This window comes from Dactylosporangium sp. CA-233914, from assembly GCF_050942935.1.
Classification (GTDB): Bacteria; Actinomycetota; Actinomycetes; order Mycobacteriales; family Micromonosporaceae; genus Dactylosporangium.
In genome coordinates, this window is record NZ_CP192030.1 from 6,470,346 (window position 1) to 6,494,170 (window position 23,825).

Annotated in this window: 23 protein-coding genes; 12 read left to right on the forward strand and 11 right to left on the reverse strand. The window is 73.0% G+C overall.

Translation table 11 applies throughout. The annotated features are described in order from the left end of the window. Positions 1-11: 11 nt before the first annotated feature. Genes ACQPY0_RS28920 through ACQPY0_RS28930 form a run of 3 tightly spaced genes read right to left on the reverse strand, consistent with a single transcriptional unit; the run spans position 12 to position 1,065 of the window. The gene (locus tag ACQPY0_RS28920; RefSeq protein ID WP_432994741.1) at positions 12-242 is read right to left on the reverse strand and encodes a hypothetical protein; all 231 of its coding nucleotides are present in this window, start codon (positions 240-242) and stop codon (positions 12-14) included. Continuing rightward, complete coding sequence (locus ACQPY0_RS28925) at positions 239-574, reverse strand: hypothetical protein (protein ID WP_432994743.1); 336 nt, start codon at positions 572-574, stop codon at positions 239-241. The genes ACQPY0_RS28920 and ACQPY0_RS28925 overlap by 4 nt, the downstream gene beginning before the upstream one ends. Then, the gene (locus ACQPY0_RS28930) at positions 571-1,065 is read right to left on the reverse strand and encodes an Asp23/Gls24 family envelope stress response protein (RefSeq protein ID WP_432994745.1); all 495 of its coding nucleotides are present in this window, start codon (positions 1,063-1,065) and stop codon (positions 571-573) included. Before ACQPY0_RS28930 ends, ACQPY0_RS28925 begins: the two co-directional genes overlap by 4 nt. Positions 1,066-1,179: 114 nt before the next feature. On the opposite strand from ACQPY0_RS28930, the gene ACQPY0_RS28935 reads away from it, so the two are divergent. From ACQPY0_RS28935 to lgt, 3 genes are all read left to right on the forward strand, one after another. Further along, on the forward strand, positions 1,180-1,809 hold the full coding sequence (locus tag ACQPY0_RS28935; protein ID WP_432994747.1) for an RNA polymerase sigma factor: 630 nt from the start codon (positions 1,180-1,182) through the stop codon (positions 1,807-1,809). Between the two features lie 174 nt (positions 1,810-1,983). Continuing rightward, on the forward strand, positions 1,984-3,630 hold the full coding sequence (locus tag ACQPY0_RS28940; protein ID WP_432994749.1) for a metallophosphoesterase family protein: 1,647 nt from the start codon (positions 1,984-1,986) through the stop codon (positions 3,628-3,630). 111 nt (positions 3,631-3,741) lie between these two features. Further along, positions 3,742-4,587: a prolipoprotein diacylglyceryl transferase gene (gene lgt, locus ACQPY0_RS28945; protein WP_432994751.1), complete on the forward strand. Its 846-nt coding sequence runs from the start codon at positions 3,742-3,744 to the stop codon at positions 4,585-4,587. 37 nt (positions 4,588-4,624) lie between these two features. Here the strand turns inward: lgt and ACQPY0_RS28950 are convergent, their stop codons facing one another. Next, positions 4,625-6,085, reverse strand: coding sequence for a glycosyltransferase family 2 protein (locus ACQPY0_RS28950; RefSeq protein ID WP_432994753.1), 1,461 nt, complete (start codon positions 6,083-6,085; stop codon positions 4,625-4,627). Positions 6,086-6,179: 94 nt separating this feature from the next. Then, on the reverse strand, positions 6,180-7,196 hold the full coding sequence (locus ACQPY0_RS28955) for a cellulase family glycosylhydrolase (protein WP_432994755.1): 1,017 nt from the start codon (positions 7,194-7,196) through the stop codon (positions 6,180-6,182). Positions 7,197-7,580: 384 nt separating this feature from the next. Between ACQPY0_RS28955 and ACQPY0_RS28960 the strand changes: the two genes are divergently transcribed. Continuing rightward, positions 7,581-8,825 carry a PucR family transcriptional regulator gene (locus tag ACQPY0_RS28960; RefSeq protein WP_432994756.1) on the forward strand — a complete coding sequence of 415 codons (1,245 nt, stop codon included), beginning with the start codon at positions 7,581-7,583 and terminating at the stop codon, positions 8,823-8,825. A 40-nt stretch (positions 8,826-8,865) separates the two neighbouring features. Here the strand turns inward: ACQPY0_RS28960 and gdhA are convergent, their stop codons facing one another. From gdhA to ACQPY0_RS28980, 4 genes are all read right to left on the reverse strand, one after another. Beyond that, positions 8,866-10,212 carry an NADP-specific glutamate dehydrogenase gene (gene gdhA, locus ACQPY0_RS28965; RefSeq protein WP_432994758.1) on the reverse strand — a complete coding sequence of 449 codons (1,347 nt, stop codon included), beginning with the start codon at positions 10,210-10,212 and terminating at the stop codon, positions 8,866-8,868. A 210-nt stretch (positions 10,213-10,422) separates the two neighbouring features. Continuing rightward, on the reverse strand, positions 10,423-10,740 hold the full coding sequence (locus ACQPY0_RS28970; protein WP_432994760.1) for a TraR/DksA family transcriptional regulator: 318 nt from the start codon (positions 10,738-10,740) through the stop codon (positions 10,423-10,425). 82 nt (positions 10,741-10,822) lie between these two features. Then, positions 10,823-11,662, reverse strand: coding sequence for a rod shape-determining protein (locus tag ACQPY0_RS28975; RefSeq protein ID WP_432994762.1), 840 nt, complete (start codon positions 11,660-11,662; stop codon positions 10,823-10,825). A 148-nt stretch (positions 11,663-11,810) separates the two neighbouring features. Continuing rightward, positions 11,811-12,125 (reverse strand): hypothetical protein, encoded by a 315-nt coding sequence (locus tag ACQPY0_RS28980; protein WP_432994764.1) that lies wholly within the window; start codon positions 12,123-12,125, stop codon positions 11,811-11,813. Positions 12,126-12,179: 54 nt separating this feature from the next. On the opposite strand from ACQPY0_RS28980, the gene ACQPY0_RS28985 reads away from it, so the two are divergent. Then, entirely contained in the window at positions 12,180-13,517 is a 1,338-nt protein-coding gene (locus ACQPY0_RS28985) for a M20/M25/M40 family metallo-hydrolase (protein ID WP_432994766.1), read from the forward strand. Between the two features lie 70 nt (positions 13,518-13,587). Here ACQPY0_RS28985 and ACQPY0_RS28990 read toward each other — a convergent pair whose 3' ends face one another. Next, the gene (locus tag ACQPY0_RS28990; RefSeq protein ID WP_432994768.1) at positions 13,588-14,667 is read right to left on the reverse strand and encodes a glycoside hydrolase family 11 protein; all 1,080 of its coding nucleotides are present in this window, start codon (positions 14,665-14,667) and stop codon (positions 13,588-13,590) included. 369 nt (positions 14,668-15,036) lie between these two features. Here ACQPY0_RS28990 and ACQPY0_RS28995 point away from each other — a divergent pair, with 369 nt between their 5' ends. The 3 genes from ACQPY0_RS28995 to ACQPY0_RS29005 all read left to right on the forward strand — a co-directional run bounded on the left by ACQPY0_RS28995 (position 15,037) and on the right by ACQPY0_RS29005 (position 18,390). Then, the gene (locus ACQPY0_RS28995; protein ID WP_432994770.1) at positions 15,037-15,792 is read left to right on the forward strand and encodes an alpha/beta hydrolase family protein; all 756 of its coding nucleotides are present in this window, start codon (positions 15,037-15,039) and stop codon (positions 15,790-15,792) included. Positions 15,793-15,941: 149 nt separating this feature from the next. Beyond that, positions 15,942-17,729, forward strand: a complete 1,788-nt coding sequence (locus ACQPY0_RS29000) for a histidine kinase (protein ID WP_432994772.1) — start codon at positions 15,942-15,944, stop codon at positions 17,727-17,729. Continuing rightward, complete coding sequence (locus tag ACQPY0_RS29005) at positions 17,716-18,390, forward strand: response regulator transcription factor (RefSeq protein WP_432994774.1); 675 nt, start codon at positions 17,716-17,718, stop codon at positions 18,388-18,390. The genes ACQPY0_RS29000 and ACQPY0_RS29005 overlap by 14 nt, the downstream gene beginning before the upstream one ends. Here ACQPY0_RS29005 and ACQPY0_RS29010 read toward each other — a convergent pair. Then, on the reverse strand, positions 18,371-18,730 hold the full coding sequence (locus ACQPY0_RS29010; protein WP_432994776.1) for a response regulator: 360 nt from the start codon (positions 18,728-18,730) through the stop codon (positions 18,371-18,373). The genes ACQPY0_RS29005 and ACQPY0_RS29010 overlap by 20 nt on opposite strands. An 85-nt stretch (positions 18,731-18,815) precedes the next feature. Between ACQPY0_RS29010 and ACQPY0_RS29015 the strand changes: the two genes are divergently transcribed. Genes ACQPY0_RS29015 through ACQPY0_RS29030 form a run of 4 tightly spaced genes read left to right on the forward strand, consistent with a single transcriptional unit; the run spans position 18,816 to position 23,816 of the window. Beyond that, on the forward strand, positions 18,816-19,322 hold the full coding sequence (locus tag ACQPY0_RS29015; protein ID WP_432994778.1) for a hypothetical protein: 507 nt from the start codon (positions 18,816-18,818) through the stop codon (positions 19,320-19,322). A gap of 7 nt (positions 19,323-19,329) precedes the next feature. Continuing rightward, complete coding sequence (locus ACQPY0_RS29020) at positions 19,330-21,480, forward strand: Hsp70 family protein (RefSeq protein ID WP_432994780.1); 2,151 nt, start codon at positions 19,330-19,332, stop codon at positions 21,478-21,480. Between the two features lie 32 nt (positions 21,481-21,512). Continuing rightward, positions 21,513-21,818: a hypothetical protein gene (locus ACQPY0_RS29025; RefSeq protein ID WP_432994782.1), complete on the forward strand. Its 306-nt coding sequence runs from the start codon at positions 21,513-21,515 to the stop codon at positions 21,816-21,818. Positions 21,819-21,830: 12 nt separating this feature from the next. Further along, positions 21,831-23,816 (forward strand): DUF4118 domain-containing protein, encoded by a 1,986-nt coding sequence (locus ACQPY0_RS29030; RefSeq protein ID WP_432994784.1) that lies wholly within the window; start codon positions 21,831-21,833, stop codon positions 23,814-23,816. Positions 23,817-23,825 lie beyond the last annotated feature (9 nt).

Below are 23,825 nucleotides of genomic sequence, written 5' to 3' on the forward strand. Positions count from 1 at the left end.
GTGGACTCAGGCTAGTGGACCCGCGTCGGTCGGCGATGCCGGGCCAGGACCCGCAGCAGCCGGACCAGCAACGGCCGGCGCCGCACGACGGTCACCCGGACCAGCCGGGGCGTTTCCGGCGGATCGGGCTCGTCGAATGCCGCCAACCCGGCGATGAAGACGGCCGTGTCGCCGCCGCGGTCGGGATGGTTGGTCCGGATGAACGCCCGTCGCCGTGCCTTCCGTCGAAGCTCCTCGTTCACCGCTCCCGCTCCACCGCTGCCCGCGGTGGGTCGGTCACGTCGGCGATGACTACGTCGACGCGCCGGCCCGGCGCGAGGGCCCGCAACGCGTGACGGATCTGCGCGGCGACCTCGGCGGCGGGCACGCCCCATCGGGCCCGGATCGCAATCTGCAACGTCTGCGGCGTGACTCGTACGCCGTCGACCTGCCGGCCGGGAAGGTAGGTCGCCGGGCCGCCGCGGGGGCCGGCGTGCAGGCCGACCACGGCCGGGCAGGCGCGCACCGCGGCAGCCACCGCCGCCACGTCGACGCCGTGCACCACGGCCGCCGGCGAAGCGGGAGCGGTCGTCATGACACGCGCGCCTCGCTGCGCGCCTCGTCGGACTCGGGCAGGTGGACGTCGTCGACGTTGACGTTGACCTCGACGACCTCCAGGCCGGTCATCCGCTCGATGGACTGCTTGACGTTGCGCTGGATGCCATGGCCGAGGTCGGCGATACCGACCCCGTATTCAACGACGATGTCCAGGTCGACCGCGGCCTGTGTCTCCCCGACCTCGACACCGACGCCCTGGGCGACGTTGGGCCCGGTGCTGCCCGGGATGCGCTCCCGCAGCGCCCCGAACGCGCGGGTGCCGCCGCTGCCCATGGCGTGGACTCCGCTGACTTCCCGGCAGGCGATGCCGGCGATCTTCTGCACCACGCCTTCGGCGACGCTGATCTTGCCCTCCTCGGTGGCGAGCCGGTTCTGCGGGGCCGCGGCGCTGACCTGCGTGCCGGTGCGGGGCGCCGGCGTCGTCTCGGCGGTCGTGCCGGTCCGTGACGCGGTCTGGGTCTGGGTCATGGGACGTGCGCTCCTTCGTGATCGAGGGCCACTCATAGTTGGACACCAGCGACGGCGAAACCTCGCGCACCAGCCGCAGGGTTTCTTTGCACGCTCGTGGGCACGACACGCCCCATGGGCCACCGTTCCCCCACCGCCAGGGGGCCGGCCCGAACCGCGGCCGGCCCCCTGCCCGAGGGCGTGCGGCCGCCCCCGGGACCCGTGGATGCCGCGATCGACGACACCCTCCTGGTGCGGCGCGCACGGGAGGGCTGCCTCGATGCCTACCGGGTGCTCGTGGAACGCCACGCCCCGCGCGCCTACCGGGTCGCTCTCGGGATGCTGGGAAGCCGCGAGGACGCCGAGGACGTCACCCAGGAGGCTCTGCTGGCCGCCTGGCTGGCCCTGCCCGCCTTCCGGGGCGACGCCAGCTTCGCCACCTGGCTGTACCGCATCGTCACCACCCGGGCACTGAACAAGAGCACCCGCACCGCCCGGACCCGGCCGCTCGACGCGGCGCCCGAACCGGCCGACCCGGCACGCGGCCCGGCGGAGCGGGCCGAAGAGCACCTGGCCGCCGGCGCGGTCACCGCGGCCATGGCCGAACTGCCCGCCGCCCAGCGGGTCGCGCTGGTCCTCTACGAGTTCGAGGGGCTCAGCTACGACGCCATCGCCGAGATCACGCACAGTACCGTCGCGGCGGTCCGCAGCCACCTGTACCGCGCCCGGCGCACGCTCGCCACCAGGCTGCACGACTGGCGGTGACCCGGCGCTCGACCGGGCACCGCCGGCCAGCCGGCCGCGACCGGACCGCTGTCGCGCCCCGAACGCGAGCTTCACTCACCATCGTCTCCTCATTCGGCCGGAGCACGGTGTTCACCCGCATGTTGATCAATCTGGTCAGGGTGTGCCTACCTTTTGCTTCAGTCAGGAGACGTGATGGCTCAACCCAGAACCCGACATCTGCTGCTCGCGGGCGCGGCGGCGCTCGCCCTCTTACCCGTCGTCGCTGTTCCCTCCGCGCAGGCCAGCGGGTCCGGCCAGGGCCAGACCGGGCATCAGACGCTCTGGCGCGGCGACTTCGACGGCGCCAGCAATGCCTGGAAGGTGCAGACCGACGGCGCGCCCGCCGGCTGGCGTGGTTGGACGTTCACCCAGCGTAACGACTGGTTCAAGGCGGCCGCGCCGGCCGGCGTCGGCTGCGACCCGGAGCAGAACCGGCCGCTGGACTCCCGCTGCTTCCTCGACGCGCGTAACCAGTTCTCCCGCTCGCGCGGCGTGCTCGCGGTGGCGGACAACGGCGTGGCGGCGGCCAAGGGCGCTACCGTCGACGGGGATCACCCGGTCAACAGCACGCTCGTCAGCCCCGGCGTGCCGGTCGGCGGCAAGAACACGGTCGAGCTGGTCTTCTCCTCGCAGTACCGCCAGGCGCACAAGTCGGTCGGCCGCGTGACCGTGGCGTTCGACGGCGGGGCGGAGAAGGAGATCCTGCGCTACTCCGCGGCCCGGATCAGCGCGAACGGCGGCGACGACGTCATGTCCGGTCAGGAGGTGCTCCGGGTCGACGTGCCGCGGCGCGCCCGTACCGCCGTGTTCCGCTTCACGTACAGCAACAACCGTCCGCAGATGTACTGGGCGGTCGACGACGTGGTGGTTCGCACCCCGCTGCCGGCGCTGCCTCGTGGCGCGAAGGCGACCACGCTCGGAGTGCTCAGCGACATTCAGGTGGAGGGCCTGCCGTACACCGACAGCGCGCTGGAACTGCTCAAGCGCGAGGCGCCGGGCGCGAAGGCGTTCCTCCTCGACGGTGACATCATCAGCGGGCCGCGCGAGCAGACCCAGGAGCAGCAGGTCAAGGAGTACGCCGACGTGAGCGCCGTGTTCGCCCGGCACCGGCTGCCCACGGTGCTGCCCGCGATCGGCAACCACGACCGGCGCAGCCGGGTGCTGACCCCTGAGCAGCAGCAGAAGAACTTCCTCGCGTTCGCCAACAAGTGGGGCGCGGGCATCGACAAGCCGTGGTACGAGAAGGTCGTCGGCGGTGTGCCGGTGATCGTGCTGGGCGAGGAGAGTGGCGTCGCGGAGGAGGCGAAGCAGCAGATCAGCGACGCGCAGGTGGCGTTCCTGACGCAGCGGCTGGCGTACTGGGCGCGCCAGGGCAAGCAGGTGCTGGTGATGAAGCACTACCCGTTCGAGTGGACGGTCTCCGGCACGTACGTCGAGGGCTACGGCAACGGCCCGCGTGACTTCGAGCTCGAGTCGATCGTCGGCAAGTACCCGAACGTGATCTACCTGAGCGGGCACACGCACTGGTCGCCGTACCGTCGGGACTGGTCGGCGCGGGTCGTCACCCAGGGCGGGCACCCGGACGGCTACACCGCGGTCAACACCGGTGCGCTGGCGATCGAGTTCGCGCCCAGCCCGGACAACCCGTGGGACGAGGACTCGGCGACCGACCGGCCCGAGTCGCCGTCGGTGCTCACCATCGCGGTGTACCCGGACCGCACGATCGTGCGCGCGTTCGACGTGCTCACCGGCAAGCAGATCAACCAAGTCGAGGTGGCCAGGCCGCAAACAGGCCGCTGAGGCCACCCCGGCCCCGTCCGCACACCCCGGTTCCGCACCGGGACTGTGCCGGGCGGGGCCGGCTCGGGGACGAGGTACCGCGACCCACAGCCACTGTGGAACAGTGGTGGCATGCTGCTGAGCGCCATTCCCAGCCCGGCCCGCGGCGTGTGGCACCTCGGCCCGCTGCCGATCCGGGCCTATGCGCTGTGCATCCTCGCCGGCATCGTCGTGGCGGTCCTGCTCACCACCCGGCGCTGGGTCGCCGCCGGCGGGCGCCGCGAGGACGTGATGGACGTGGCGATGTGGGCGGTTCCGTTCGGCATCGCCGGCGGCCGCATCTACCACGTGCTGACCGACCCGGAGCTGTACTTCACCCCCGGCCACGACCCGATCCGCGCCCTGTACATCTGGGACGGCGGCCTGGGCATCTGGGGCGCGGTCGCCCTCGGCACCCTCGGCGCGTGGATCGGCTGCCGCCGGCTCGGCATCTCCCTGCCCGCCTTTGCTGACGCCGGCGCGCCCGGGCTCGCCATCGCCCAGGCCATGGGCCGGTTCGGCAACTACTTCAACCAGGAGCTGTACGGCCGGCCGACCGACCTGCCCTGGGCGCTGCGGATCGACCCGGAGCACCGCCCGGCCGCCACGCCCGACGTCGCGCTGTACCACCCGACGTTCCTGTACGAGGTCCTGTGGTGCCTGGCCGCCGCGGCCCTGATCATCTGGGCGCAGCGCCGCTTCCACCTGAGCGGGGGCCGGGTCTTCATCCTGTACGTCGCGGTGTACACGGTCGGCCGCGTGTGGATCGAGGCCCTGCGCGTGGACACCGCCAACCACATCCTCGGCCTGCGCCTGAACACGTGGACCTGCGCCGTCGTCTTCACCGCCGCCGTCGTCACGCTGTGGCGGACCCGCCCGCGGGCCCCGGCGCCGCCGGAGCCGGCCGCCTCGCCGGTGAGCGGCCGCGCCGCGCCCTGAGCGTGCGGGCGACTCAACGCCGACGTGTGCCGGGGCGTCACGACGGTTTCGCGATGACCGCGAAGCGGTTCTCGACCCGCCGGGCGAACTTGAGGAAGCCCCGCAGGCCGGACAGGCCCTCCATCATGCCGAAGACCGGGATCAGCGCCAACACGGCGACCGGCTCCCACCAGCGGCGCCGGCCGTCGCCGGAGACCTCCGCGTTGACCCGCAGCCCCTCCCAGTACATCCACACCACGTAGGCCATGTTCAGCGCCCACAGCGGGATGACCAGGCTCGTCACCGGCGACGTGTTGGAATCGGCGATCAGCCAGGCGATGAGCAGTACGACGGCGACGTTCTGGATCGGGCCGACCACCCAGGACATCACCGAGTAGGCGAGCAGGACCCGGTTGCGAAGCTGCAGCGAGCGGTTGAACACCAGCGCGGCCAGCCCCCACGACCACCGCTCCCGCTGCTTGAAGAAGTCGCGCAGGGTGGCCGGCGACGCGCCGTAGGACCGGCCGGCGAACCAGGCGCTGCGGCCCCGGTAGCGGGCGCTGAAGATGAGCGCGAACTGGGCGTCCTCGACTAGGCTGCGGGGTCCGAAGTCCCAGCCGATCGTCGCCTCGATCGAGGCCCGGACCAGCAGCAGTTCGCCGTGCACGCCCGCCCGGGGGGTACCGCTGCCGGTCCACGCCGAGAAGCGGCCCACGTCCTCGGCGGGGCGGGCCGCGTCGGCGAGCCAGGTGAGCCGGTTGACCGCGTACTCGCGGGGATAGGTCAGGATGCCCTGGGCCAGATGCCGGGCGTCGTCGCCGGAGCGGGACTGCTCCGCGAGGAAGCGGGCCATGGACAGGGCGGTGTCGGGGCCGACGCCGGTGTCGTCGTCCATGTGCAGGACCCACACGTCATCGCGCGCCTCGCCCTCGCGGATGCGCAGCTCGTGCAGGTAGTGGGTGGCCCGCGCCTTGAACCGGGTGCCCTTGCGGGTGCGGTAGGCGCGCGGGACGGTGACCAGCCGGACCCGGTCGCTGCCGGCGGCCAGCGCGGCGATGTGCCCGGCCGCCTCGCATCCCTCGTCGACGACGATGTCGACGCGCAGCCGGGGGAAGCAGCGGGGGAGGTACTCCAGATACGACAGCACGGAGCGCTCCAGCGCCGGATACGTGTCGTGCCGCCCGACGGTGGGCACGGCGACGACGAGGAGGTCGTCGCTGGTCGTCACCCCGTGCCCGGACCACCGCTCGGCCGACCGGCGCAGCGCCCGCCGGGTGCGGCGCAGGCCGATGATGCCGGTCAGCGTGGTGACGATCGGCCAGGTCCAGATGATGGTCAGCGGCCAGCCGAGCCGCCCCGCGTAGGAGCCGGTGACCCAGAAGTCGCTCGCCACGATCACCAGATAGGCCAGAATCAGCGGGAGGTACGCCGGCCGCCAGCGCGAGAGCCGGGCCGCGGGCCGGGCCTTGCCGCTCAGCCGGGCGTCCTGCCCCGGACGCACCGCCTCGGAAGGTCCCACGGCCCGCAGGTACCCGGTGGCGTCGCGGTGTCGGCCCGGGCCGGGGTGCGGAACCGGGGCTTACCTTTGGGGGAGTACCGGCGACGGATCTCGGCTATGCGGCGGGCCGGCCGGCGTACACGGCCGCCTCCCGCGCCGTGGCCCGGATGCCGCCGGGGCCGTTGAAGAGCCGCTCGCCCCATGCGGTCAGCCGGTCGGGGTTGAAGCGGTCGGCCAGGTCGAGGTACTCCACGCCGCCGCTGTTGCCGCTCCACGACCAGCCCAGCCAGCCGATCCCGCGGGCCTGGGCCTCGCTCATGACGGCGTCGGCGGCCACCGCGCCGTCGGTGTGCTTCCACCCGAACTCGCCGATCACCAGCGGCACGCCGGTGTGCCGGAACGCGTCGAGGTAGCCGGCGACCTTCTCCGGGGTGTCGTACACGCCGTACATGTGCACCGAGAACGCGGTGTTGTGCTGCGGGTCGGTGTCGAAGACCGACCGGGCGTTGTCGCGCATGACGCCGGACCAGTCCTGGCCCCAGTTCGGCGCGTCGGCCAGCAGCAGGTGCCGCAGGCCGGCCGAGCGCATCTTGCGGATCGCCGAGCCCGTCGCGGCGGTCCATGCCTCGGCGCCGGTGTTGCCGAAGGGCTCGTTGCCGATGTTGACCACGACGTAGGCCTCCTGGCCGGCGAGCACGTCGCGCAGCCCGGCCCAGTAGTCGGCCGCCTTGTCCAGCGAGACGCTGCCCGGCTGTTCGCCGTGGCCGGTGGTGTCGTGGTACTCCAGGACGCAGATCAGCCGGTTCGCCTTGCACTGCGCGATGATGCCGGTGACCCGGTCCGGGCCGACGCCGGAGTCCAGCACGACCCGAAGCGTGTTGGCGCCCAGCCGCTTGACGTCGGCGTACGCGCGGTCCTGCGCCGGGTACCAGGCGTACGGGTGGCTCACGCCCCGCATGACGAATGCGCTGCCACCGCCCTCGGCGATCCCGGCCCCGCTGACGTGCAGCCCGGCGGCGCCGCGTGGCGACTGGACCGGGCTGCCCGACCGGGACGGCCGGGAGACGGCGAACACGAACACGATCGCGATGAGCGCGGCGCACACCGCACCCACGGTAACTGTCTTCCTCATGTATCTCCGTCGGCTTCGATCGCCTGACCTGGCGAAGTCGCGGGTGGCTTCAAGCCACGTCGGGCAGGAAGCCGGCGGAGAAGCACCCCGTCGTCGCGGAAGGTGTCCGTCGGCCCATCGCCGTCCTACTGGTCACCTTCGACCCCGGCGGCGTGCGGTCGAGTGTACGGGTGATCGGATCACCCGCCCAGTCACCCGCGGCCGTCGGCGGTGGGGTCCGGCGTGGCGCGGGGCGAGTACGGCAGCGGGTAAACTGCCGGTGGTCGGCAATCAGGGGCCCGGTGATCGCTGAGGTCGACGACCGGCGCCGGCTGTGGCGCCGCTGTCGAAGGGGGTCACCCGCGCTGCCCGGCGGGGTGGATGCGGGTGGGAGGTGGGCCCGGTTTGGCCGACAGCAGCCGGCAGCGACGTGCCGCCGTGCCCGCACCGCCGCCGGAGCGGCAGGCGTGGCTGACCGACGTCGCCACCGCCGCCGCTCGCGACGCCGGCGGTGTTCCGGTGCGGCTGCTCGGCGATTACCTGCCGATGCTCGCCGACGCGGCGGTCAGCGGACGCCGACCCCGGCGCGCCGAACTGGACGCGGTGGGTCAGCTCGGCCGGCAGGCCGCCGAACAGGGCATCTCGGCCGGACGGGTGGTGCAGCTGTACCTGTCGGCGGCCCGGCGGCTGTGGCAGGACCTGCCCGTGGTGGTGCGTTCCGCGGACAGCGAGGTTGTGCGCGCGGCCGCGGCGGCGGTGCTGCAAGTCATCGATGAGGCGGTCGCCACGCTCGCCGAGGGCTACGCGGTCGCTCGCCGGGACCTGGTCCGCCGGGAGGAAGCGCTGCGCCGGGAGTTGATCGACGACTTGCTGCGCGGGGACTCCGACCTCGGCAGCGTGGTCGAGCGAGCGGAGCCGTTCGGGCTCGACCTCGCCCGGGTGCACCAGGTGGCGCTGGCCGCACCGAGCCGGCGGCTGCCGGAGACGGACACGGCGATCAGCGCCCTGGAAGCAGTCGTCTTCGACCGGCTCGGTGACCGCGACGTCCTGGTCGCCACCAAGGAGGGCCTGCTGGTCGTCCTCGCCCCTGCCGAGGCCGTCGAGGCCGGCCGGACGGGACCCGGCGCCGGCCAGGACAGCGATCTCGGCTGGCTGGTGCACGGTGAGCTCAACCGCCTCAGGCACGGGCGACCGTGGCGGGTCGCGGTCGGCCGCCCCCACCCCGGCCTGTACGGCATCGCCCGTTCCTATGAAGAGGCCCGCGAGGCGCTGACCATGGCCGGGCGGCTGAACGCCGACAAGAGCGTCATCACCGCACACGACCTGCTGATCTACCGGGTGCTGCTGCGTGACCAACCCGCCATCGTCGATCTCGTCTCCGCGGTGCTCAGTCCGCTGTTGCAGGCCCGCGGCGGCGCCGGAGCATTGCTGGACACCCTGGACGCGTACTTCACCACCGGCGGGGTGGCCACCGAATCGGCCAGGCGGCTACACGTGTCAGTGCGCACGGTGACGTATCGCCTGGCTCGGATCAGGACCCTGACCGGCTACGACGCGGCCGACCCGGCGCACCGGTTCACCTTGCAGGCCGCGGTGCTCGGCGCCAAGGTCCTCAACTGGCCGGCTGAGGCGCCACCGAGCACCGCGTAGCCCATGCTGCCCGGCTGTCTCCCAGGCAGCCGGGCGCGGGTCAGATCAGTCCTTGAGCGAGCATCGCCTCGGCGACCATCCGGAAACCGTCGATGTTGGCGCCGGCGACGTAGTTGCCCGGCATGCCGTACTCCTCGGCGGTGGCGTAGCAGCGGGCGTGGATGTCGCGCATGATGTCACGCAGCCGCTGCTCGGAGTAGGGGAACGTCCACGAGTCGCGGCTGGCGTTCTGCTGCATCTCCAACGCGCTGGCCGCGACCCCGCCCGCATTGGCGGCCTTGCCGGGGGCGAAGCGCACGCCGGCCTCGGCGAACAGGCGCACCGCCTCGGACGTGGTCGGCATGTTGGCTCCCTCCACCACCGTGGTGCACCCTCCGGCGATCAGGGCGGCAGCGTCAACCTCGTCGATCTCGTTCTGCGTGGCGCAGGGAATGGCGACCGTGCACGGAACCTCCCGCCACACACTTCCTCCCGGCGCGAACGTCGCGTGCGGGCGGTGGCGGACGTACTGCTCGACGCGTTCCCGCCGCACCTCTTTGACCTCTTTGAGGACCGCCACGTCGATGCCCTTGTCGTCGAGCACGTATCCGGACGAGTCGGAGCAGGCCACCACGAGGCCGCCGAGCTGGTGGATCTTCTCGATCGCGTAGATCGCCACGTTGCCGGAGCCGGAGACCACCACCCGCTGGCCGTCGATGCTGCCACCGGCGGCGCGCAGCATCTCCTCGGCGAAGAACACCGCACCGTAGCCCGTCGCTTCCCGCCGCACCTGGGCACCGCCGTAGGCCAGGCCCTTGCCGGTGAGGACCCCGGACTCGTAACGGTTCGTGATGCGCTTGTACTGCCCGAACAGGTAGCCGATCTCCCGGCCGCCGACGCCGATGTCACCCGCCGGCACGTCGGTGTACTCGCCGATGTGGCGGTACAGCTCGGTCATGAACGACTGGCAGAACCGCATCACCTCACGGTCGGACCGGCCCTTCGGGTCGAAGTCCGACCCGCCCTTGCCCCCGCCGATCGGCATGCCGGTCAGGGCGTTCTTGAACAGCTGCTCGAACCCGAGGAACTTCACGATGCCGAGATAGACCGACGGGTGGAACCGCAGCCCGCCCTTGTACGGACCCAGCGCGGAGTTGAACTCCACCCGGAACCCGCGGTTGATGTGCACCTCACCGCGGTCGTCCTCCCACGGCACCCGGAAGATGATCTGCCGCTCCGGCTCGCAGATCCGCTCGATGATCTTCGCCTGGGCGAACCCCGGGTTCTTGTCCAGGGCGGGGGCGACGCTGTCGAGCACCTCCCGCACCGCCTGATGGAATTCGCTCTCACCCGGGTTGCGGCGCATGACCGCGGCGAAGATCGAGTCAAGCTTTTCCCGTGTCGACACGGTCATCCCTCCGGTGTGGTGGGTCCGAGCATCGGTCACTGCAATGCTGAGACGCCCACACCGTTGTGGACCGTCATCACCCTCTGCTAGGCGGCGCCAGCTGTTCGTCCACGCCGAACAGCATGGTTCGCCATCCTCGCATCTCGGAGGGCGCCGGCGCGACATTCCGTGTTGATCCACACACCGGCGATGACAGTCGGCGGAAGCCGGTCAGCTCGCGCGGGCCTGGCAGGGCACGCAGAACCGGGCGTGCGGCAGAATTTCCAGCCGGGCGTCGGGAATCGGGTTCCTGCAGCGTTCGCAGCGGCCGTAGGTGCCCGCCGTGACGCGGGACAGTGCGGCGTTGATCTCCTCGATCGCGCGGCGGGCCGCGGCAGCGCGCGTGGCGATGGTGTCCGGATCCTCACCGGTGCCGCCCGGGTCGGCGCCGGCGGCGGTGAGCGCCGCGAGGTCCTCGGAGTGCTGGCGTAGCTGCGCCTCGAGCGTCTGGCGCAACGTGTCGGTGCTCGGGCCGGTGCCGATGCTCATCGGGTCTCCCATCAACTGGTGGAAAAAGGAATAATTGCAGCAACAGGGTTGAACCGTGCGAAGTACCTGAATTTGCGTGTGGTCAGATCCGCATGGCACCGCGACGCAGCGCGGCGAGAGCGGCCAGGCCCGCGCCGCGCACGGCGGCCAGATATGGTGCGGCGGGGCGGCGTACCGGTGTGCCGGCGGCGCCGGCGATGCGGGCCGCCAGCCGCACGTGGGTCGCGCCGCCACCGACGAGGAGCAAACCGCCGCGCATCGCCGCCGCGATGGCCTGGCGATGCTCGGACTGGCGGCGCACCTCGCCGACGAGGTCGACGACGGCGGCGATGATCGCCGCCTCGGGGTCGGGTCCACCGGCGTTGTCGCGCAATCCGATGTCATGCCGCCGGGCGGCGACGATCACACCGCCCGAGAGCACGGCAACCTCGGTCAGGTGCGCGCCCACATCCGCGATCAGCAAGGGGCCGGGTGCCGCGCCGGCACCGATCGCGGCGGCGCGCACGGTGTCGATGAACAGCAGCCGCGCCGGATCGAGCGCGGTTGTCACCACCGCGCGCAGGGCGGACTCGGCCTGCGAGCCGATGCCGACGGGCCGGCACGCCACCACCACGGCGCCGCTGGGCAGCGGCCGTGGCAGATCGCACAAGAGGCCGGACAGCAACAGCCGCATGGCCCCCGGGTCGGTGATCCGGCCGCGGACAACCGGGCCGGAGCGTTCCACGGCGGCCGGGGCCGGGTTGGTGGAGTGCAAGGTGCCGCGGCCGGATGCCCAGATCCGGGTGTTGGCACTGCCGAGGTCGATCCCGACGGCCGCGGGCTCGAGTGGCACAGTGCCGTCCGCGGGAGGCGCCATCCCGGCCCGGCCCCGGCGATTGCCCAGGCCTTCGGGGGCGATGCTGTCAGTTGGTTCAGTGAGCACTGGGTTTCTCCTCTCGGGTATCCGGACGCGGTCCGTGACGGTGGCGGAGGTTTTCTGGCTGCCGGCCGGGCACGATGGCGGCGGGCTGCGGAGTGTCGAGCGGGCGGCTGGGCCCAGCCCGCAGCGCGGTCGCGGTGCGCGGCGACGGTCAGCGGGCGGTGGTCGACGTGACCTTGCGGCCCGGCGGCGACGGCTGCCGGCACGTGCGCGAGGAGTCGGCGGCGCCCGGCCACGTCGGCCGGATATGAGGCGAATCGCTCGGCCAGGGGCGGGCGGCGACCAGGGCGGCGGTTCGCCCGCCGGGCAACGTGCCGGTCGTCATCCTCACCACCCCTGCAAGCCGTGCCGAAAAGGAATTTCCAGCATCGGCCATCGGCCACCGATGCACACCGGCACCGGTCGGCAAGCTCACCCGGGCCTCATTGCCGGTCACCGGCAATGTCACCCGCCGCAATGCTGTCATGGCACGAGCGTGATCGTGGACGAATCCATACTGAGTACATACGGTATGCAGACTATGACTGCTCTCAACCTGCCGCCGGCGGGACGTACGAGATCCGCGGCCGACGAGGTCACCGGCCTCGTGAGCGACCTTGTCCGCATCGACACCACGAACACCGGCGACCCGGCGACGCTCACCGGCGAGCGGGCCGCCGCCGAGTACGTCGCGGAGCGGCTCGCCGAGGCGGGTTACGAGCCCGAGTACGTCGAGTCCGGCGGCCGGGGTCGCGGCAACGTGATCGTCCGCCTGCCCGGCGCCGACCCCGGGCGCGGCGCGCTGCTGGTCCACGGCCATCTCGACGTCGTGCCCGCCGATGCCTCCGAGTGGACCGTCCACCCGTTCTCCGGCGAGGTCCGCGACGGCTACGTCTGGGGCCGCGGCGCCATCGACATGAAGCACATGGTCGGGATGAGCCTCGCCGTCGCCCGGCAGTTCAAGCGCGACGGCACGGTCCCGCCCCGCGACATCGTCTTCGCCTTCCTCGCCGACGAGGAGGCCGGCGGCTTCCAGGGCGCCCGCTGGCTCGTCGAGCACCGCCGGGAGCTCTTCGACGGCGTCACCGAGGCCGTCAGCGAGGTCGGCGGGTTCTCCCTCACTGTGCGCGACGGCGTTCGCGCCTACCTGGTCGAGACCGCGGAGAAGGGCATCATGTGGCTGCGGCTCAAGGTCCGCGGCACCGCCGGCCACGGCTCGATGCTGCATGCCGACAACGCCGTGGCGAAGCTCGCCGCCGCCGTCGCCCGCCTGGACGCCCACCGCTTCCCGATCGTGCTGACCGGCCCGGTGCGCGAGTTCCTGCAGGGCGTCGGCGAGCTGACCGGCGTGCCGTTCGACGAGGACGACCCCGAGGCGGCGGTCGCCCGGCTCGGCTCGCTCGCTCGCATGATCGGCGCCACGCTGCGCGACACCGCCAATGTGACGATGTTCAACGCCGGCTACAAGACCAATGTGGTGCCATCGCTGGCCGAGGCCACCGTCGACGGCCGCATGCTGCCCGGCCGCGAGGAGGCCTTCGAACGTACCCTCGCCGAGGTGCTCGGACCCGACGTCGAGCGGGAATGGGACAGCCTTCCGCCCGTCGAGACGACCTTCGACGGACACCTGGTGGACGCCATGGCGGCGGCGATCTCGGCCGAGGACCCCGGAGCGCGGGTCCTGCCGTACATGGTCTCGGCGGGTACTGACGCGAAGTCCTTCCAGCGGCTCGGCATCCGCCACTTCGGGTTCGCGCCGCTGCGGCTGCCCCCGGACCTCGACTTCACGGCGCTGTTCCACGGCGTCGACGAACGTGTCCCGGTCGACGGCCTGCAGTTCGGCACCCGGGTCCTGACGCGGCTGCTGCTGAACAGCTGACGAACCGTCGGACCTGGCCGCCTGCGCAACGGCCGGGTCCGGTGGGTTCCGGACCCGGCCGGCCGGGCGCTCAGCGGCAGGCGGTGCCGTTGAGCGTGAAGCCGCTCGGTGCGGCGGTGTTGCCGGTGTGGGTCGCCTGGAAGCCGATCGTGGTCGAGCCGCCCGGCGGGATGGCGGCGTTGTAGCTGACGTTGCTCGCCGTCACCTGCCCGCTGGCCGGCGAGTAGGTGGCGTTCCAGCCCGACGTGATCGCCTGTCCGGACGCGAGCGTGAACCTCAGCGCCCACCCGTTGATCGGCGTCGAGCCGGTGTTGGTGATGGTGATGTTGTCGGTCAGGCCGGTGTTCCACGGGTTGACCGCGTTGGTGACCTGGCAGCTGCCGGAGCCGCCACCCGGGTTCGACGGGGTCGACGGCCCCGTCGGGCTCGGCTGCGGCGACGAGGTTCCGCCGCCGCCCGGGCCCTCGCTCACCGTGATGCTCGAGCTGCCGCTGCTCTGGTAGCCCTCGGTGGCGAGGATCTGGTAGTCGTGGGCGCCGAGGTTCAGCCCCAGGCTCGCCCAGGCGTTGAAGTGGTTGGCGGTGGTGATGGTGCCGCCGGTCCGCTTCTGCTGGCGCACGCTCCAGTACTGGTAGAACGTCGCCGTGCCGATGATCGAGGGCTGGTTGACGCGCTGGGTGCGGTAGATGTCGTAGGTGCTGCCGTCGGTGGTGACGGAGCCCAGCCGCTGCGCGCCGGTGCTCGGGTTGTAGCTGCCGTAGTTCTCCACGACGTAGTACTCGATGAGCGGGTTGGTCGTCCAGCCGTACAACGCGAGGTAGCCGTTGCCGTTGACGTTGAACGTGCCGGAGTAGTTGACGGTGTGGCTGGAGCCCGGCTTCCAGCCCTTGCCGACGACGGTGTTGTTGATGTTGCTCCACTGGACGCTGTACGACCCGCCGGCGCCCAGGTTCATCGTGACGTTCCCGTTGTCCTTCCAGTAGGAGAAGAAGTAGCCGTTGTGCGTGCCGGTCGTGTTCGACGTGACGGTCCGGTCGGCCTCGGCGTGGGCGACGCCGGTCAGGGCGATCGAGCCGGCGGCCAGCACAACGGCACAGACACCGCCGACCACGAGCCGTACCCGACCCCGCCGCCCGGAAAGAACCTTCATGCGCGCGTCCCTTCGTTCGATTTCGACGTCGATCGATGGTGCAGCGTGCTGCCGCGCGCCACGGCGTGTCAAGAATTCCCGGTAGTGCCGCGAAAGCTACGACCGCCGATTCAGCGGGTATTTCCGCACGTCGGCCGGGCTCGATCCAGCTCCTGTGGACCGGCCCGGATCGCCGGAAGTTTCGGCTCCTTTCAGAAAACGTTCTCGCGACCGCGGCATCGGGTGATCGCCGTCACGGCGGCGGCGGATTGCCCGGCGCCGCCGGGCGGTTGTGCCGCATCGGCCCGGGATGTCCATCGAATCGTGATGCAACTCCCGGGCCGGTTCGCTGGTCGCAACGGTATGCGCATCTTGACGGGGATCTGCTGCGTGCTGCTGCTTGCGGCCTGTGCGTCCAATTCCGAAAAATCCGTTACGGCGGATACGTCGGCGTTGCCGAGCGCGGCCGCCGCGCCGAGCCCGACCCACGGCCTGTGCGGCGATCCGGAGCTCGACGACAAGCAGGTGACCTTCCCCGGCAGGACCGGGGCTCATCTGGCCGCCTACGTCCTCGGCACCGGCGCCGTCACGCTCGTGCTCGCCCCGCAGGCCAGCACCACCGGCTGCTCGTGGCTGTCGTGGGCGAAGCGGCAGGCGGCGGCCGGGTACCGCGTCCTGGCCTTCGACTTCAACGGTGAGGGCCGCTCCCGCCGCGCCGAGTCCGGCCACAACTCCGACGACGTCGCCGCGGCCGCCGCCTTCGCCCGCACCGGCGGCTCCGGCGAGATCGTGCTCATCGGCGCCTCGCGGGGCGCGACGGCGGCCCTGATCGCCGCGGCGGCCCTGAACCCGCCGCCGGCCGCGGTGATCAGCCTGTCCGGCCCCGGCGACTACGCCGGCGAGCGCGCCCTGGATTCCGTGCCCAGGCTGACCGCGCCGGCACTCTACGTGGCGGCGAAGGGCGACAGCGCGTTCGCGGCGTCGGCGCAGGCGATGTACGACGACACCCCCGGCCAGGCCCGCAAGCTGGTCCTGGTCGAGGGCCGGCTGCACGGCACGGGCCTGCTCACCATCGCCGCCGAGGGCGCCCCGGAGGCCACCAAGGCCGTGGACGACTTCCTGCGCACCGCCGCCCCACCGGCTTAGAACGGGCGTTCCGGGCGCAGCGCGTGGCGGCCCGGCGAATGCAGCCGATCGGTGGTTGTCATCGTGGCCGCGCCGTCCGGGACAATCGGCACCCGAGGGGAGCGCGCGGCGCTGGTCGGCTGCACACGCTGGGTGAGGGATGGCGGCGCATGGGCTGGGAGGGTCACTCGCCGCGGTCGTCGGTGCTGGTGGCATCGCTGGCCGCGGGCGGGGCCGCGCTCGGGGTCGCCGGGCTCGTGCTCAAGGCCGAGGACGGCTCGCATCCGGTGCCGGATCTGGTGTTCGGCGGGGTGACCGGGCTCCTGTTCCTCGCGGCGGGCGTCGTGGCCCACGTGCGGCGGCCGGCCAACCGGGCCGGCCTGCTCATGGTCCTGTTCGGCACCGGTTGGTTCGCGGAGGACCTGCAGTTCTCCTGGATCCCGTGGGTGTTCACCGTCGGCGGCCTGTTCTCGCACGTCTCGACCGCGCTCGGCGCGCACCTCGTGCTCGCGTATCCGACCGGCCGGCTCACGTCGCCGGCCCAGCGGGTGCTGGCCGCGCTGGCCTACCTCGTCGCTGTCGTCTGGCCCGCGATCGGGGTCCTGTTCTACAACCCGGTCAGCCGCGGCCAGGTCAAGCCCGCCAACCTGCTGATGATCCGCGACGACCCGCGGTTCGTCCAGTTCGTGGTGGACAGCATGCAGCTCGGCGGCGGGATCGTCGCCTGCGGCGTCGTCGCGGTGTTGCTGCACCGGTTCTTCGTCGCCGGCCGGCCGATGCGGCTGATCCTCGCCCCGGTCTTCGTCACCGGCATCGGTGGCGCCACCGCCACGGCGGTGGGCGGCGTCGCCGGCTACGACAGCCCCGCCGCCCAGGTCGTGCTGCTGGCGTACAAGGTCTGGTGCTGCCTGCTGCCGCTGGGGTTCCTCGCCGGTGTGCTGCGGGTCCGGATCGGGCCGACGCGGGTCGACACGCTGCTGGTGGAGCTCGGCACGCCGGCCGGCGGGACGGTGCCGGCGCTGCGGGCGCTGCTGCGGCGCAGCCTGGGGGACGCGACGGCGGAGGTCGGGCTGTGGGACGGGGCCGGCCGCTGCTACGTCGACGACGAGGGCCATCCCGTGGTACTGCCGGACAACGACGCATCCCGGGCCGTCACCCGGATCGACTTCGACGGCCGGCCCCTGGCCGTGCTCGTGCACGACCCGGCGCTGCTGGAGGACCCGGTCCGGCTCGACGCCGTGACCGGCGGGGCTGCCGTCGCGCTGGAGCGGCAGCGCCTGGCGGGGGAGATGCTCGCCGAGGTCGAACGGTCGCGGGAACGCATCGTCGAGGCCACCGACGCCGAGCGGCAGCGCTTCGGGCGCGACCTGCACGACGGCGCGCAGCAGAACCTCGCGGTCGCCGCCGCGTACCTGCGTCGGGCCGTCACACGCCTGGACAACACCGGCGACGAGACCGCCCTCGAGGCGCTGCGCCGCAGCGACCAGGCGCTGCAGGACGTGACCCGGGAGCTGCGCGAGATCGCCCACGGCCTGCGCCCGGCCGCCCTCACCGACCTCGGCGTCGACCCGGCCGTGCGCGCGCTCGCCGACGCGATGCCCATCCCCGTCACGATCACCGCCACGGTGGTGCCGCGGCTGGAGCCAACCGTCGAGTACACCGTCTACCTGCTGGTCAAGGAGGCCTTCGCGAACACCCTCAAGCACGGGCGAGCCACCCGCGCCTCGGTGCGGCTCGAGCACACGGGAACGCTTCTGCGGGTGTACGTGACCGACGACGGCCAGGGCGCAGCGACCCCCGAGCGCGGGCGCGGTCTGCTGGGACTGCAGGACCGGGTGCACGCGGTCGGCGGCCGGTTCAGCGTGACCAGTGCGCCGGGGGAGGGCACCACGCTCGCGGCGACGCTGCCGGCCCGGCCGGTGCCGGACGCGGAAGGAGCCTTCGATGCCGGCGAGTAGGCCGGTTCGCGCCGTGGTCGCCGAGGACCACGCCCTCTATCGCGAGCTGCTCGTGGAGCACCTGCGCCACCAGGACGTCGACGTCGTCGCCGAGACCGCCGACGCGGTGGCGCTGCGCCAGGCCGTGCGGGCGGCCCGGCCCGACGTGGCCGTCATCGACATCCGGCTGCCGCCCGGGCCGGGCCCGGCGGGCCTGCACGCCGCCGTCGAGATCCGCCGCCGCGACCCCGGCGTCGGGGTGCTGTTGTTGTCGCAGTACGTCGAGGTGCAGTACTTCACCACGCTCGTCGCCGGCGGCATGCGCAAGGTCGGGTACCTGCTCAAGGAGCGCGTCGGCGGCACCGAGGACTTCGTGAACGCGGTCCGCCGCATCGCCGCCGGCGGCTGCGTGGTCGACCCGCAGATCTCCGCGCAGCTGCTCGCCGGCCGGCCCCAGCTCGGGCTCGGCGGGCTCACCGACCGCCAGGCCGACGTGCTGGAGCTCATGGCCGACGGCCTGAGCAACAGTGCCATCGCGGCCCGGCTGCGGATCAACGACCGTACCGTCGAGACCCACACCCGCGCCGTCTACCGGGCGCTGGGCATCGAGGACGAGCGCGACACCCACCAGCGGGTGCTGGCGGTGCTGATGTACTGGCGGGCTAAGCAGGGCCGAGCATGAGCGCGACCGGCCGGCCGGAGAACTCGTGCTTCGCCACGAAGCCGTGGGCGCCGCTGGCGGCGTAGCTCGGGCCGTGGTCGCTGATCGGGTGCACCGAGCACAGCACGACCCGCACGCCCGGCCAGCCCGCGCGGATACGGCGGCACACGGCGTAGCCGTCGGTGTCGGGCAGGCGGACGTCCAGCAGTACCGCGTCCGGCCGCAGCGCCGCGACCAGCGCGAGCGCCTCCCGGCCGGTGGCGGCCTCGCCGGCGACCGCGAGGCCCTCCGACTCCAGCGACGTGCGGGCCAGGGCGCGGAACCCGGCGTGGTCGTCGACGATCAGCACCCGGGGCCTCATCTCGTCACCGTTGCCGCACCCGTACCCGCTGTCATCCGTGCCAGCCCTGACGACTTCCGCCGCGGCGGCGGCCACCCTGCTCGGTATGAAGGTCCGCCGAACCGTTCGTGCCGCCGCCACCGTGGCCGCGGCGGCGCTGCTCATCGCGTGCGGGTTCACCCGCAGCCCGCAGCCGCAGTCCCGCCCCGGGCCGCAGAACCCGGCGCCCGCACCCGCCACGACGAGCGCCGCGCCCCCGGCGCCGGCCCGGACGACCAACGCGGTCAGGTCCGGAACGCTGTCCACCCGCACCACCGCCGGCACCCGCGACCGCGTCTCCTGCTCGGACATCCAGACCGAGATCCGGCTCGTCGCGTCGAACGGCCCGGTGGCGTGGACCGCCCGGGTCGTCGACCGGTGGACGAGCACCAGCGTCGGCAACCCGGTCAGCTCCGTGAGCGTGAGCCCGTCCTCGGGGACCCTCGCCGACGGTGCGAGCGTCGTGGCCCGGATCCGCGGCACCTACCCGGCGAGCAAGCAGCGGTTCTGGGTCCTGTTCGAGTACGAGACCAACGCCGGCTCGCCCTCCGCCGTCCTCGACGTCAGCTGCTGAGCCGGCCATGACGACCACACGGCTCGGGATCGACTTCGGCACCTCGCACACCGTCGCAGTGCTCGCGCGGCCGGGTGGGCGGGCCGACGCCCTGCTGTTCGAGGCCTCGCCGCTGCTGCCCTCGGCGGTGTACCTCGGCGGCGACGGCCTGCTCGTCGGTCGTGACGCCGAGCGCAGCGCCCGGATCGAGCCCGGCGCGTACGAGCCGCACCCCAAGCGGCGCATCGACGACGGGAAGGTCCTGCTCGACGGGCGGGAGGTGCCGGTGCCGGTGCTCGTCGAGGCGATCCTGCGCCGCGTCGCCGAGGAGGCGTACCGCACCCTCGGCGGGCCGCCGGGCAGCACCGTACTCACCCACCCGGCCGGCTGGGGCGCGACCCGCCGGTCGCTGCTGACGGCCGCCGCCGAGGCCGCCGGCCTGCCCGGCGTCACCCTGGTCGCCGAGCCGGTCGCCGCGGCCATGTACTTCACCGGCGTCCTCGGCCACCGGGTGCCCGACGGCCACGCCGTCGTGGTGTACGACTTCGGCGGCGGCACGTTCGACGTCAGCGTCGTGCGCCGGGCCGGCGCCGGCTGGCACGTGGTGGCCGCCGCCGGCCTCGACGACGTCGGCGGCATCGACCTCGACGCCGCGATCGTCGAGCGGGTCCGCACCGCCGTCGCCGGGCGCGCACCCGAGGTCTGGCAGCGGCTCGAGCGGCCGGCGACCGTCACCGACCGCCGGCACCGGCGGGCCCTGTGGGAGGACGCCCGGTCGACGAAGGAACTGCTCAGCCGCGCGACCAGCGCGGGCCTGGCAGTGCCGCTGCTGGACGTCGACCTGTACCTGACCCGCCCCGAGTTCGAGGCGCTGGCCCGTCCGTGGCTGGACCGGACGATCGCGCTGACCACGGCGACACTGTCGGCCGGCGACGGGACCGTGGGCCGGCTCTCGGGCGTGTTCCTGGTCGGCGGCGGCAGCCGGGTGCCGCTCGTGGCGACGCTGCTGCACCAGGCCCTCGGCATCGCGCCGGTCATCCTGGAGCAGCCGGAGCTCGTGGTCGCCCACGGCAGCCTGCTCACCCCCGCCCCGGCCGCACCGCCGGCCGCGGTGCCGGCCCCTCCGCCCGCGGTGCCGGCCCCTCCGCCCGCGGTGCCGGACCCGCCGCCCGCGGCCCCTCCGCCCGCTGCGCTCCCTCCGCTCCCTCCGCCCGCTCCGCGAGCGCCGCGGCGCCGGCCCGTGCTCTGGCCGCCGGCCGCCCTCGCCGTGATCGCCGGGCTCGGCGTCACGTCGCTGCTGCTGCGCGACGGGTACGACCGGGTGGCCCCGCCGTTGCTCGCCGGGCTGCTCACCCCGCTGCTGCCCGCCTCGGTGGCCGTCCTGCTGGCCATGGTCACCGGCCTGGTGGTCGGCGGCTCGCCCGGGGACCCGCCGGCGCCCGCCTACCGGGCGCTGGGCCCGGCCGTGGTCGCCGCCGGTGGCGGGGTGCTCGGCCTGTTCGCCCTCGCCCTGACCCACGACTTCGACCGCGCGTTGTCGCTGTCCGGCAGGTGGTACTCCGGCGACGCCCACGCGTTCAGCGAGGCCGCCCCGTGGATCGTCGCCGCAGCGTCCATCGCGATGCTGCTCATCGGGGTGTACCGCATCGCCCGCCCGGTCTCGCCCGACCCGCTCGCCCGGCCCTGGCGATGGGCCGGCGCCGGGGCCCTGCTGGTGCTCGCCGGCGCCGGCCCCGTGCGCCTGCCCTTCCCGGCGTTCGACGGCGACACCGTCACCGATGTGCAGCCCCTCAGCGGCGTCATGAGCACCGGCGGCGAGCTGAGCTGGTGGGGCGCGTATCTGCTCGGCCTGACCGTGATGCTCGCGGCGGCCCTGTCGCTCGCCGCGGCCCTGCGACCCGCGATCGTGCGCGACGCCGAGGTGCACCGCGCCGCGGGCCGGGTCGGCGCCGTGCTGCTCGTCGGCTCCGCCCTGGCACTGCTGCTCAACGCGGCGTGGGAACGGACCCCGGGGCCGCTCGTGTCGATGATCCACCGGTGGTACTGGTCCACGTTCGTCCGCCTCGACGAGCGCTCCGGCCTCGCGTGGTTCTGGCTCGTGCTGGCCGTCGCCCCGACGCTCGCGATCGCCGTGCCGTCGCTCGTCCGGCACGCCGGACGGCTCACCCGCCGCGGGTGATGGCGGCGCCCGTCGCCGGGCGAACGTTGGGCATGCGCGTCCCGGACGAAGTGGCAACGCTTCCGTCCACGCATCGCATCTTCGGCTGGGGAGGCGGCGGCATGATCGGTTCCGGAGCGAAGCGGCGCCTGGTCTGGGTCGATCACCGCGAAGCCTCATCGAGCCAGACTGGGCGGCGCCTGGTCTGGGTCGATCACCGCGAAAGCCTCATCGAGCCAGACTGGGCGGAGGAGGCCGGTCATCATGGGCTCAGTTCGGATGGCATGCGGCCGGAGCGAAGCGGAGGACGCATGACCGATCGGCGCGAGGCCATTTCGAGTACGCCTGATCCGCCGTAGCGGGCCACAGCCATGCCGCTCGGGAACAGCAGCACTGCTCACCCGGCGTCGGGCAGCACCGAACCCCGGCGCCCCGGGGCGGTGCGTGGCCGGCTGGAGTCGTGGCTGTTGCCGGCGAAATCGCCGCCGCTGGGACTCGGGCTCGTCGTCGCGGCGGCGGTCGTCGCGCTGGAGACCGCGGGCGTGGAGGTGCTGCACACCCTGCACCCGGCGAGCCCGCCGCATGTGGAGCTCTACCTGCTCGGCGTGCTGGCGCTGACCATCGTGTGGGGCGCACGGATCGGCGTCGTCACCGCGCTGGCCAGCACAGTCGTGTTCAACTACTTCGAGATCCCGCCGGCCGGTCTGCACCTGACGCTGCATCAGGATCTGGAGCGACTCGTGATCTTCCTCGTGGTCGCGCTGGGCGGCAGCGCGCTGGCGAGCGTTGCCCGATCGCACGCCGTGGAGGCGCAGCAGCGGGCGGAAGAGGCGGACGTGGCCGCCGGGCTGGCTCGCATCATCCTCGGCCATGACGATCCGCAGCCGGCGCTGGGGGCCGGCTCACGGTACCTCGCGGCCCGGTTCGGCCTGCCCTGGACGAGGATCGAGCTCGACGACGGGCACCCGCCGGGCGATGCCGCGGGAGGGCTCGTCCTCGACCTCACCGAAGGACAGCACCGGCTGGCCCGGCTGAGGCTGCCGTACAGCACCCCGCCCGCGGTACGGGACCGGCTCCGAGACCGTCTCGGCCCGCCGCTGGTGGCGATTCTGCGTACTGCCCTCGACCGCCAAGACCTCATCCGCACGCTGCGGGCCAGCCAGCGGCGGACCGGAGCACTGCTCGCCCAGCAGGGCGCACTGCGGCGGGTGGCCACGATGGTCGCCGCCGGGGGGCCGCCGGCGGAGGTGTTCGCCGCGGTCACCGCGGAGCTGCACCACCTGTTCCGGGGGTTCAGCACGGCCCTGGTCCGCTACCAGCCGGACCGCACCGCCGCCGCGTTCGTCTCCGAGCGCGACGAGCACGGGCACCTGCGTCCGGTGGGCCCGGGCCTGCCGGTCGCCGGGGAGAACATCGTCAGCACCATCGAGCGCACCGGCGGCGCGGCACGGGTCGACTACGCCACCGCCACCGGGCCGATCGCCGAGCGGGCCCGGGCGCGCGGCTTCCGCTGCGGCGCCGGTGTTCCGATCGTGGTCGAGGGAGAGCTCTGGGGAGTGGCCCTCATCATGTCCACCCGGCCGGACTCCCTGCCCTCCGACGCCGAGGTACGCCTGCAGGCCTTCACCGGGCTGGTCGCCACCGCCATCGCGAACGCCGAGAACCGGGGCGAGCTCATCGCGTCCCGGAGGCGCCTGGTCACTGCGGCCGACGAGGCGAGGCGTCGCATCGAACGCGACCTGCACGACGGCGCACAGCAACGCATCGTCTCGCTGGCGCTGGGGCTTCGCATGGCCGAGGGTACCGAGCTGGCCGATCAGCCGGCCGCGAGGCGTCTGTTGTCCAGCACCGTGCAGAGCCTGACGGAGATCCACCAGGATCTGTCCGAGCTCGCCCGGGGCATCCATCCGGCACTGCTGACCCAGGGCGGCATCTGCCCGGTGCTGCGCGCACTGGCCCGGCGCAGCCCCGTCCCGGTGGAGCTGGACGTGCGGGTCAAGAGCCGGCTGCCCGAGCGGGTGGAGGTGGCGGTCTACTACGTGGTGTCCGAATCGCTGACCAACGTGGTCAAGCACGCGCGGGCGACGCTCGCCAGCGTGATCGTGGCGGCGCAGGACGAGCGCGTCATGCTGTCGGTCCGCGACGATGGCGTCGGCGGCGCCCGCTGCGGTACCGGCACCGGGATCATCGGCCTGCGCGACCGGGTCGAGGCGCTGGGTGGCCGGCTGAGCGTGCGGAGCCCGCTGGGCGAGGGCACGACCGTGACCGCCGAGATCCCGGTCGGCGACGTACACCCGGCCGCCGGGTCCGGCTCGCGTTCGGCCCCACAGCGCGTCGACGCCGCCTCGACACGGTGACCTCGAGCA

Excerpts from the sequence above, each read along its gene's own strand:
- ACQPY0_RS29015 (WP_432994778.1), top strand. The coding sequence starts at position 18,816 with ATGAAGGTCCGCCGAACCGTTCGTGCCGCCGCCACCGTGGCCGCGGCG.
- ACQPY0_RS29005 (WP_432994774.1), top strand. The coding sequence starts at position 17,716 with ATGCCGGCGAGTAGGCCGGTTCGCGCCGTGGTCGCCGAGGACCACGCC.
- ACQPY0_RS28985 (WP_432994766.1), top strand. The coding sequence starts at position 12,180 with ATGACTGCTCTCAACCTGCCGCCGGCGGGACGTACGAGATCCGCGGCC.
- ACQPY0_RS28990 (WP_432994768.1), bottom strand. The coding sequence starts at position 14,667 with ATGAAGGTTCTTTCCGGGCGGCGGGGTCGGGTACGGCTCGTGGTCGGC.
- ACQPY0_RS28925 (WP_432994743.1), bottom strand. The coding sequence starts at position 574 with ATGACGACCGCTCCCGCTTCGCCGGCGGCCGTGGTGCACGGCGTCGAC.
- ACQPY0_RS29020 (WP_432994780.1), top strand. The coding sequence starts at position 19,330 with ATGACGACCACACGGCTCGGGATCGACTTCGGCACCTCGCACACCGTC.
- ACQPY0_RS28955 (WP_432994755.1), bottom strand. The coding sequence starts at position 7,196 with ATGAGGAAGACAGTTACCGTGGGTGCGGTGTGCGCCGCGCTCATCGCG.
- ACQPY0_RS28980 (WP_432994764.1), bottom strand. The coding sequence starts at position 12,125 with ATGACAGCATTGCGGCGGGTGACATTGCCGGTGACCGGCAATGAGGCC.
- ACQPY0_RS28940 (WP_432994749.1), top strand. The coding sequence starts at position 1,984 with ATGGCTCAACCCAGAACCCGACATCTGCTGCTCGCGGGCGCGGCGGCG.
- ACQPY0_RS29010 (WP_432994776.1), bottom strand. The coding sequence starts at position 18,730 with ATGAGGCCCCGGGTGCTGATCGTCGACGACCACGCCGGGTTCCGCGCC.
- ACQPY0_RS29030 (WP_432994784.1), top strand. The coding sequence starts at position 21,831 with ATGCCGCTCGGGAACAGCAGCACTGCTCACCCGGCGTCGGGCAGCACC.
- ACQPY0_RS28970 (WP_432994760.1), bottom strand. The coding sequence starts at position 10,740 with ATGAGCATCGGCACCGGCCCGAGCACCGACACGTTGCGCCAGACGCTC.
- lgt (WP_432994751.1), top strand. The coding sequence starts at position 3,742 with ATGCTGCTGAGCGCCATTCCCAGCCCGGCCCGCGGCGTGTGGCACCTC.
- ACQPY0_RS29025 (WP_432994782.1), top strand. The coding sequence starts at position 21,513 with ATGCGCGTCCCGGACGAAGTGGCAACGCTTCCGTCCACGCATCGCATC.
- ACQPY0_RS29000 (WP_432994772.1), top strand. The coding sequence starts at position 15,942 with ATGGGCTGGGAGGGTCACTCGCCGCGGTCGTCGGTGCTGGTGGCATCG.
- ACQPY0_RS28935 (WP_432994747.1), top strand. The coding sequence starts at position 1,180 with ATGGGCCACCGTTCCCCCACCGCCAGGGGGCCGGCCCGAACCGCGGCC.
- ACQPY0_RS28930 (WP_432994745.1), bottom strand. The coding sequence starts at position 1,065 with ATGACCCAGACCCAGACCGCGTCACGGACCGGCACGACCGCCGAGACG.